8 protein-coding genes and 2 pseudogenes are annotated in these 9,837 nt (G+C 38.0%); 9 read left to right on the top strand and 1 reads right to left on the bottom strand.

What is annotated here, in order from left to right:
• Positions 1-167 precede the first annotated feature (167 nt).
• From LEP1GSC199_RS13450 to LEP1GSC199_RS13430, 5 genes and pseudogenes are all read left to right on the top strand, one after another.
• Positions 168-446 carry a transposase gene (locus LEP1GSC199_RS13450; protein WP_083901898.1) on the top strand — a complete coding sequence of 93 codons (279 nt, stop codon included), beginning with the start codon at positions 168-170 and terminating at the stop codon, positions 444-446.
• Positions 447-463: 17 nt separating this feature from the next.
• Positions 464-1,065, top strand: a pseudogene (locus tag LEP1GSC199_RS13445) (IS3 family transposase); the annotation flags it as partial.
• A gap of 39 nt (positions 1,066-1,104) precedes the next feature.
• Complete coding sequence (locus tag LEP1GSC199_RS21850) at positions 1,105-1,326, top strand: IS3 family transposase (RefSeq protein ID WP_002984059.1); 222 nt, start codon at positions 1,105-1,107, stop codon at positions 1,324-1,326.
• Positions 1,327-1,341: 15 nt separating this feature from the next.
• Positions 1,342-2,670, top strand: a pseudogene (gene lnt, locus LEP1GSC199_RS13435) (apolipoprotein N-acyltransferase); the annotation flags it as partial.
• A gap of 25 nt (positions 2,671-2,695) precedes the next feature.
• Positions 2,696-2,992: a hypothetical protein gene (locus tag LEP1GSC199_RS13430; protein WP_002984046.1), complete on the top strand. Its 297-nt coding sequence runs from the start codon at positions 2,696-2,698 to the stop codon at positions 2,990-2,992.
• A gap of 85 nt (positions 2,993-3,077) precedes the next feature.
• Here LEP1GSC199_RS13430 and LEP1GSC199_RS13425 read toward each other — a convergent pair whose 3' ends face one another.
• Entirely contained in the window at positions 3,078-5,078 is a 2,001-nt protein-coding gene (locus tag LEP1GSC199_RS13425; RefSeq protein ID WP_002984134.1) for a hypothetical protein, read from the bottom strand.
• A gap of 115 nt (positions 5,079-5,193) precedes the next feature.
• Between LEP1GSC199_RS13425 and LEP1GSC199_RS13420 the strand changes: the two genes are divergently transcribed.
• From LEP1GSC199_RS13420 to LEP1GSC199_RS13405, 4 genes are read left to right on the top strand one after another with little or no spacing between them, the layout of a single operon-like run.
• A complete protein-coding gene (locus LEP1GSC199_RS13420) occupies positions 5,194-6,492 on the top strand; it encodes an ABC1 kinase family protein (RefSeq protein ID WP_002984283.1) in 1,299 nt (432 codons plus the stop codon).
• Between the two features lie 8 nt (positions 6,493-6,500).
• On the top strand, positions 6,501-6,740 hold the full coding sequence (locus LEP1GSC199_RS13415; RefSeq protein ID WP_002984230.1) for a FeoA family protein: 240 nt from the start codon (positions 6,501-6,503) through the stop codon (positions 6,738-6,740).
• Entirely contained in the window at positions 6,737-8,806 is a 2,070-nt protein-coding gene (gene feoB / locus LEP1GSC199_RS13410; protein WP_002984275.1) for a ferrous iron transport protein B, read from the top strand. The genes LEP1GSC199_RS13415 and feoB overlap by 4 nt, the downstream gene beginning before the upstream one ends.
• A gap of 30 nt (positions 8,807-8,836) precedes the next feature.
• Positions 8,837-9,829 (top strand): N-acetylneuraminate synthase family protein, encoded by a 993-nt coding sequence (locus LEP1GSC199_RS13405; RefSeq protein ID WP_002984085.1) that lies wholly within the window; start codon positions 8,837-8,839, stop codon positions 9,827-9,829.
• The last annotated feature ends 8 nt before the right edge of the window (positions 9,830-9,837 follow it).

Raw genomic sequence — 9,837 nt, 5'->3', positions numbered from 1 at the left:
TAGAGTTGGAAGAAATTGAAAAGCAGCTTAATAAGTCTGAATTTATACAGTCATCTGTCGTAGTGTTAGATAACAAAGGTAAATTGTTATCTTATGTTATACCAAAATGAAGTTCCTAACGCATTATATACTCGACAATAGGCAACAAACGACTACAAGAGGTTGCCATGAAGCGGAGAAAACAATACACCACAGAGTTTAAGAGAGAATCGGTTCAATATTTAATATCAAGTGGGAAATCCCAGAATATGGTATGCCAAGAACTAGGGCTCCCCAATGGGATACTAGGCAGATGGAAAAAGGAACTAGATCAAAATCAAACCGAGACAGATTCTCTGCAAGATGTTCGAGACAAGAGGATCCAGGAGCTTGAACGTGAAGTTCAAAATTTAAAACAGCAGAGGGATATTTTAAAAAAGGCAATGGGCATCACTTTAAGTCCTTAGAAGATAAATATCTTTTTATGAAAGAACATAGGGAATCCTTTGGGTTTTCTATCAAAGTGATGTCCGAAGTATTAGATATAAAACACAAGGGATTTTATCCTTGGTTGAAAAAATCGAAGTCGATTCGAAATCAAAAAAGTATAGAAATCTTATATGAAATTAGAAAATTCCACAAAGGAGATCTGCTTTCTTACGGAAGTCCGAGAGTTCAGAAAGAACTAAGAGCAAGGGGAATCAAAGTCAGTTTACCCACTGTGGCTAAAATTATGCGGGAAAATGGGATTAAAGCTATTACAACTAGGAAATTTAAGCATCCTGTGACGACAAATTCCAATCATGAAGAAGCTATTAGTCCAAACTTGCTTGAACAAAACTTTCAGGTTTCAACACCGAACACAGTGTATGTGACTGACATTACCTACATTCCCTATTTGTTTGGATTTTTATATTTATGTAAATTCAAAGATATATGCACAAAGAAGATTGTTGGATGGGCTGTTGACACTCATATGAAGACATCTCTATACGTGGCGTACTTGAGAATGCTGTTGAGAACCAAAAACCAAATGAAGGCCTTATAATCCATTCTGATAGAGGAAGTCAGTATGCGAGTAAAGAGTTTTGTGAGAATCTAACGTCAAAAGGATTCATTCAAAGTATGAGTAGAAAAGGAAATTGTTGGGATAATGCTCCAGCTGAATCTTTTTTTGCTACATTAAAAAGAGAGTTTACAAACCATAAGAACTTCCATTCCTTAGAACAGGCTCAAAGTTCTCTATTCGAGTATATTGAAGTTTTTTATAACAGAAAGCGTTTGCATTCTAAAATTGGATACAAATCTCCTGTTACATTTGAAAATGAATTTTATGCCTATGAATGAGTATATTTTTACTTAGGAACTTCAGCTGTCGTTTCCTTTTATAAGATTGGAATTATCTTTTTTGGTTCAGTTTACCTTACTCGGTTACGAAACATCAAAGACACCTATTTCTTTTTGTTTGTCCTACCCTCTCTTTTCTTAATCTCGGATTGGATTTGTCCTATGATTTTCCCTGTGTATTGGGGGGATTTATTTCGAAACAATATCCTTTGGCGGCAGATGGCAAGACTTGGAACGGAGGTTTTGGGGTTTGTCTCTGTTATTTCTGCTTCCCTTTTATATCTGATGATTCTAAAATCCGAAAAAGGTATCCGTAGTTATAGTCTATTTCTTCTTCCTATTGTTTGTTTTTTTGCAATCAACTTATACTTTCTTGCTGAAACCATCCCGCAAAGCCCAACCCTTCATTTGGCTTTACTACAACCAAACACAGAGTATGCGAAAAGGGAAATTCAGGAAAACCAGGTGTGGATGACAAAAACCATCCAATCGGTTTATGATATTGGCCTAGAAGCCATTCGTAATTCCCCCAAACCCATTGATTTACTAGTGATGCCAGAATCAGCCATTCCATTTCTTGGGACCCTCGATTCTAAGGATCCAAATTCAACGTATAGCAAAAGTTTTGTGGAAATTACAGAAAGCCTCGTGCGACTCAGCAATGCTCCTCTTGTTTTTAATGAATTAGTTTGGGAGGAAGGATCGAGAAACTCCCTCACCCTACTCCAGCCTGTCTCTCTTTTGCCGGACAGAAGGTACAAACAAGTCCTACTGCCTTTTGGAGAGTTTTTACCCGGAGAAAAAAACTTTCCTTGGCTCCGTTCCTTATTTCCTGAAACGAGTCATCATATCCCAGGAAAACTAACAGATGCTCTAAGGTTTCAAACCAAAACAGGAGAGCAGGTTACATTTAGTCCGCTGATCTGTTATGAAATTCTCTATCCCGATTTAGTTCGTAGAATGATAGAACATTCTCCATCGGAATTCATTCTCAATCTCACTAATGATTCTTGGTTTGAAAGCCAAACAGAAACCAAACAACATGCAGGAGCAGGGAGGTTGCGTTCAATCGAAACAGGAAGGCCCGTTGTTCGAGTCGCAGTCACTGGCCTTACGACTGCCTTTGATCCATGGGGAAGAGAGATGATGGGTGAATTACAAACATTCCAAAAAGCCATTGGGTATTTGGATTTGCCGACAGTATTACAGGCAAGAACAACTCCCTATATCCAATTCGGCCCAAGCCCATGGCGATTCATGGCTGTTTTTCTTATATTTTTTGTTTTTTTCCGTAGTCCACGTCGTATACTCTTGAATAAAATGAAAAATGAAATTGAAATTTAGGTAAGGAAAGAAAGGCTATTCGAATATGGAATGGGAAAAAATACTTCGCGACGCAGTAAAAGAAAACTCGATTAAGGAATTGTATCTCCGAAAGGTACCTTCTTTAAAGACCTGCGAAGATTGGAATAAGGTCGTGGAAGTGGGAATGGTAGACCATAAAACGAAGTATGCTTATTATAAGGGTGGGCTTGTTAAATACGGAGAAAGGTTATTCTTTGTAAGCCAAGAACGTTTGGATGCAGTCTCTCCCTTTCGCAAATGGGATTTTAAAAACAAAATCAAAGTCACAGATCCGGAACTTACAGTCGGCGAAAAAAAGTAAGTCCTTTCACTATGAACCGACTGGATTCCAAAAAAAAAGACCAACAGTTGTTGGTCTTTTTTCATTTAAAGTAAGTTTTTACAAACTACCGATTCAATCTGATGATCATGTTTAATTTTTCCGAGATGGCGATCACTTCCATCACCTTCGATTTTTCTATGATGATACCTGTTGGACTCACTTCTTCCAATACAAACTTCTTCCCCTTAATTTGACCGAGAAGGAGTTCCATCACTTGAGAGTCCTTGGTTCTGAGAAGAACCGAATCCTCAGTAATGGTTACAATTGGTAAGTTGTTACCCCAATCATCCAGTAAAAAAAGTAAGTTTTGTGCCAGTTCCGCTTTCGATGATTCACGTAGAAAATGAATGAAGGTTTCTTTGTCGTATCCAAGTAGGATACCCAATTGGAAACTATCTTTCGTTAGTAAAAAAGTGTACACTCTGTCGTAATCTTTCAACTCGCAGAATGCCTTTAGCAAATGAATTCCATGTAAAGACACTCGATCAGGGAAAGCAATGATCGAGAAGTCAGGGTTAATGGTGATTCCACCTTTTTCTGTGACTGTAACAAGTGCTTCGTGGTTGAAATAATGGGCACCAAGTTCAGAAAGGCTAAGATTCCGTTGTGGGTATTCCACTTCGATGAGGCCAAAAAGTTGTAAGTAAAAAATAGCAGAGATGATCTCTTTTCGTAAGTCTGCCAAATCTTCTTCATAAGTTTTGATTTGGAAGGTTGGCGAAAAAACCAAATGATCACGAATGATATGGGAAAAGATAACGGATGAGTTGATCTTTCCATGTGCCATAATGAGTTTTACAGTTTTGTCCAAAATTCCCTTTTCATAAAAAGGAACTTCGGTTGCCGTAAATACTTCCGCAGGATTGAGGCGACGAGTTCTTGCTTCATTGACTTCATGAATAACAAGTTTCATGATTTCAAAGATATCTTTCTTTAAAAATTCATCTGTATCTTGAACAAGAATTACATTCTCACCTTTGATATCTACATAACCCAAAAGTTTTAAGATAGGAAGAATGAGTTCAATCTGATAAACCTGGCTCTTTTCAGGAAAAATTTCAATATCAGGAGATAAAAGTTCTGTTTCCGTTCTTTTATGATCTGCTTGTTTGATTTTTCCTGATTTTGCAAGGTTCAAACCTTTACGCGAAATATACGAAATGAGTTTTTTTACATTTAAGAAAAAATCAAGACCATTGGCAGAAATTTTTTCCTGACGAACTCGGGTCCCTTTTTTTACCGGAGGTAAAATAGGAGAAAACTGCAAATGATCTAAAATCTCTTTCGGAATCACAATGACCCGAATGAATTTATCTTCTACATAATATAAATCACGAACAAGATAAAGAGATGTTAGATGAGGAATGGTTTGTTCAAACCTACCTCGGTTCACAGTGATATAGTTGCGGATGGTATCCGCTTCAATCACACCACCGTGTATATAAATTTGATGAAGAACGTCTTTGTCAAAATCAGAAAGTTCATCGATTAACTTTTGAAGGAATTCAACATCGAGAGCATTCTTTAAGAATGTTTCAATGTGTTCGCCTTTTTTAGCACCAACAACTTCTTTCCATTCCTCAGGAAGTTCCGCAAGAGTAGATTTGTGTAAAGCCTTCTCAATAGAGAATTTAAACTTCTCTCCCTTAGGATTTGTCTCTACCTTGATGAGTCTTAAGTATTCATCATAGGTATGGTACTTGTCTAAATTGTTTGTTAGGCGTTCGCGATTTTTTCTTTGGTAAAGAAGATAGTATTTGCGGAGAACATTGAGTTCCATCTCCACGTTGATAGGCGGAATGTTGACCTTTCTCGAAATTTCTCCGAGTGTCATCACCCCTTTGTTCTTTAATATGGATGTTAGAATATTGACTTGTAAGGGGGTAAACTTTTCCAGGATCCCCTTTAGGTAAAACTCGTTCTGGAAAGTCTCCATGAGGCCCAAAATTGTCGATTTTTTGTCCTTTCCCGGGATCCTTTGGATGTTCCAAAGGCTTGCGATTTTTTTGATCTCGTTGAGATCGAGTTTCTCTAACTCTTGGTACAGGACAGTTTCTTGGCTCATGGGTGCGATTTGATAAGTTTTTGTTTGAGACCTATTCCTGCAACTCTATTTCAATTGCAGAAGCGAAGGGGATTTTCTCGTTTCCAATCCCGATTTAGGTCTCAAACTAGGGCGTATGGATTCCCTTTCTGAACTAGTTTCTTTTGGTTGGCAATCAAGCCTTCGAGTCGCTCATTCCAGTTTTGTGTTCACTTCCAAGGCAATAGGGATTCTCACCCAACTGGCAAAGGGAGAACCCAACCACAGAGAGATTGCCATCACCCTCCGGGAAGCGTTCTCCAACCTTGGAGCCACCTACATCAAATTAGGTCAGTTCATTGCCAGTGCCCCTTCCCTCTTCCCTAAGGAATATGTAGAGGAAATGCAGGCCTGTTTAGATTCCGTCCGGCCCGTCGCCTTCCGGGACATTCGTTCTTCCGTAGAACGGGAATTGGGTGGGAAACTGGAATCGTTATTCCATAGTTTCGAAGAATCTCCCCTAGCTTCCGCTTCGATTGCGCAAGTCCATGCTGCCGTAACCAAAGAAGGATTGGATGTAGTAGTCAAAGTCCAAAGACCAGACGTCCACCTAACATTAAAAACCGATATGCAGATTTTAGGAATCCTTACTAAAATCTTAGAATTCATAGCCCCTGAATTTAAAAAATCAGGACTCACTGCGATGTTCGATGAATTCCAAATTTCTATCTTACAAGAAATTGATTTTATCCAAGAAGCAAAAAATATTGAAGAGTTTGAAAATTATCTTTTACGAGTAAAAGAAATAAGAGCAAGGGTTCCAAGAGTTTACCATACTCTTTCCTCTAAAAAAGTTTTGACCATGGAACGATTCTATGGTGTTCCCATTACCGATGAATCAGGGCTTCGAAAATTCACGAACAATCCAAGAAAAGTTTTAAGTGATGCTTTAGAAATTTGGTTCTCATCTCTTGCCAATGAAGGTTTTTTCCATGCGGATGTTCATGCCGGTAATTTAATGATTCTAAAAGATGGAACCATAGGTTTTATCGATTTTGGAATTGTAGGCAGGATCTCTCCTAAAATTTGGAAAGGACTTATGTTATTTACTCAAGGGATTGGAATTGGTGAACCTACGTTAGTTGCCCAAGGATTAGTTGAAATGGATTCGACAGACAGTGGAGTGAATCCGACCCTCCTTGCAAAAGAATTAGATGCAGTTTTTAATGAATTAGAATCAGTTTATGTTCATTTAACCGACAATGAGATGTTTGACGAATCTAGGGTAAATCGAATCATGTACGACATGAAGGAAATTGCTGAAAAAAATGGATTAAAAATTCCAAGGGAGTTTGCCCTTCTAATGAAACAAATGTTATACTTTGATCGCTATGTAAAATCAATGGCGCCAGAAATTAACTTATTCCGTGATTCACAAAAATTTGCAATTTCATAAACAAAAAAATGACAATACAAGAATTAAAAATTGGAGAAACGGCAGAAATTGTTTCTTTAGATTCCGAACAACTTCCGAAACCCATGTTAACCGAATTATTGGAACTTGGATTTTTTCCCGGCGCAGAAATTACATTAAAAGATAAATCTATATTACTCGGGAAAATGATCTGCAATTTGAGTGGAACCACAATTGCTCTAAGGATCCATGATGGAAAGGCCATAAAAATCAAATTAAAACAAACATGAAAGAAAAAAGAATTTATTTAGTTGGGAATCCCAATTGTGGGAAGTCAACACTCTTCAATCAACTCACTGGCCTTAAACAAAAAACAGGAAACTTCAGCGGAGTCACTGTAGAAAAAAGAGAAGGGATTCTTACCTTAGATGATTCCGAATGGATCATCACCGACTTACCGGGCACATACGGTCTAGGTGGGATTGCGGAAGACAAAAAAATTGCTTACGAAGTATTACTTTCAAGAAAGCCAGATGAACAAGTCATTTATGTTTTGGATGCCTTAAACTTGGAACGGGGTCTACAGTTTTTACTGCAAATCATTGATATGGGAGTTCCCACTCTTGTGGTCCTTACCATGAAAGATGTGCTCGAGAAAAAAAGAATCCAACTGAATTTAGAAAAACTAAAAAAATCCATTGGACTCCAGTTTATTTTGGTAAATGCAAAATCGGGAGAAGGAATTGACAGTTTAAAAGAAGTCCTAAAGAATCCAAATAGTTTTCATAAACGAACGCGACTATGGACTTGGGGAACAAAAGAAGAGTCTTTTTTAACTACAGCAAAACAAAAACTCGGAATCACCACTAACGAAGCAGAATTCTTTTTATCACAATCTCTTAAGTATTTAAACAAAGATCCCCATTTGAGTGAAGAACGTTACTTCACTAAGTTTCCAGAGGAAACAAAAAACTGGTTACGATCTGCTGTAGAAGGGAAAGGATATAATTTCTATTACCAAGAAGAAATGATATATCGTTCCTTCCTAATTAAAAAAGTTTTGGCTGACGTGATCACCTACCCAAAATCCATTCCTGGAAGTTGGGAAGAGACGTTGGACCGAATTTTGTTGCACCCGATCCTGGGGTTTGTTTGTTTTATTCTATTGATGGGACTTCTTTTCCAGAGTTTATTTAGCTTTGCCGAACTCCCTATGGACTTCATTGAATCGGGGATTACAAACTTACAACTGTTTGTTGAATATTTCTTAAATGAAGGCCTCTTGAGATCTTTGGTAATTGAAGGAATTATTGGCGGTGTGGGAAGTGTAATTGTTTTTATTCCACAAATTGCTCTTCTTTTTTTATTCATTGGGATTTTAGAAGAATCGGGATATTTAGCACGTGCTAGTTTTTTAATGGATCGTATTATGGGAAAATTCGGGCTCTCAGGAAAATCTTTTATCCCCCTACTATCCTCCGCTGCCTGCGCAGTTCCCGCCATCCTCGGAACAAGAACCATCGAAAACAAATCCGATCGTTTTACAACGATTATGGTAGCGCCTCTTGTTATGTGTTCTGCTAGGTATCCGGTTTACATTCTCATTGTAGGAACAGTTTTCAGTTTTCCCCCTGTCTTTGGTATTTTTAATATCCAAGGATTTGTTTTATTTTCAATGTTCTTTCTCGGGATGATCGCAAGTTTTGGGTTTGCATTACTATTTCGCAAAACGGTGTTTAAAGAAGACGCATCTTATTTTGTGATGGAACTTCCCAGATACAATGTTCCTTCTTTAAAAAGTTTATTTCATACAGTGTATGGAAAGGTAAAATCGTTTTTATCCACCGCAGGCCAGATCATTTTGTATATTTCTGTCCTTCTTTGGTTTCTCAGCCACTTCCCAGCAGAGTATAAAAATAACGAATGGAAAACAAGCCCTATTGAAAGTTCTTATATCGGAACAATAGGAAAAGTAATGGAACCCGCCATTGAACCACTTGGTTTTGATTGGAAAATTGGTATTTCTATCCTTACCTCTTTTGCTGCAAGAGAAGTTATGGTTTCCACCTTAGCCGTATTATACGGTTCCGAGGAAAACGAAGAAGGTGAGTCTTTACGTTCCACACTTCGTACAGAAACAAGGGCAGATGGAAGTCTTGTTTGGACACCACTTTCAGGATTTTCACTCCTGGTATTTTTTGCATTTGCGAGCCAATGTATGTCAACCCTTGCCGTAACAAAAAAAGAAACAGGAACTATCTTCTGGCCAATTGTCCAATTTTTCTATATGACAGCACTTGCGATAACCTCATCCTTTCTCATTTTCCAATTGGGAAAAATTTTAGGATTTTCTTAATCTGCCGACAATGAAGGAAACGAGGACAACTTGGATTTTAAAATTGGATCAAAAACTCTTACTCGAAAATCAGAACCATATTTGGTGGCTGAAATTGGCCTAAACCACAATGCTGATTTAGAAATTGGCAAAAGAACTATCGCTAAGGCCAAAGAGTCAGGAGCCCATGCGGTCAAATTCCAGACCTATATAACCGAAGAGTTTATTGATCCGTCCAATCCCGATGTGAAGTTTCTTTTTGATATATTTAAAACTTATGAACTGAATGAAACCCAACATCGAGAATTTCAAAAAACTGCCCTAGATTTAGGACTCGATTTTTTTTCAACTCCACTCTGTGAATCCGCAGTAGATTTGTTATGTGGATTGGATGTTCCTGTTTTAAAAATTGCTTCTGGTGACATTGTCAATCTCCCCTTACTCAAAAAATCGGTTCAATCGGGAAAACCACTGATTGTATCCACGGGGGCGGCTTTACCAGAAGAAGTAACAAGAGCCATTTCGTTTTTACAATACAACCAAACAGAAGTTTGTTTACTTCATTGTGTTTCTATGTATCCCACTCCCCTAAATAAGGTGAATCTAAAGTCCATTCCTTTCTATTTGGATACAACGGATTATGTGGTGGGGTTTAGTGATCATTCCGATGGAAGTTTAGCTTCTTCAGTAGCTTGTGCATTAGGTGCGGTTGTTTTTGAGAAACATTTCACTTTAGATCGGAATTTAGAAGGGCCGGATCATGGAATTTCTATGGATCCAAACATGTTTTCCAAACTTGCCAATGACTTAAAACAAAGTTTCGAAATGGGTGGGGAGTATGGAAAAAACACACATCCAGAAGAAACGGGTGGTTGGTTCTATGGAAGAAGGTCTTTATACAAAAAAGGAAATTCAGTTCTTAGTCTTAGGCCTGCGTTACATACAAAAGACAAAAATGTTTTGGATTCTTGGGAGATAGAAAGAGTGGGAGATCCTTCTGGACTCCCAGAAGGACCGGTCCGATTCTCACCTACTTCCAAGTAGGTGAGAAA

Source organism: Leptospira vanthielii serovar Holland str. Waz Holland = ATCC 700522, from assembly GCF_000332455.1.
Taxonomy (GTDB): Bacteria; Spirochaetota; Leptospiria; order Leptospirales; family Leptospiraceae; genus Leptospira_A; species Leptospira_A vanthielii.
This window is presented reverse-complemented; position numbering and strand designations above follow the sequence as displayed.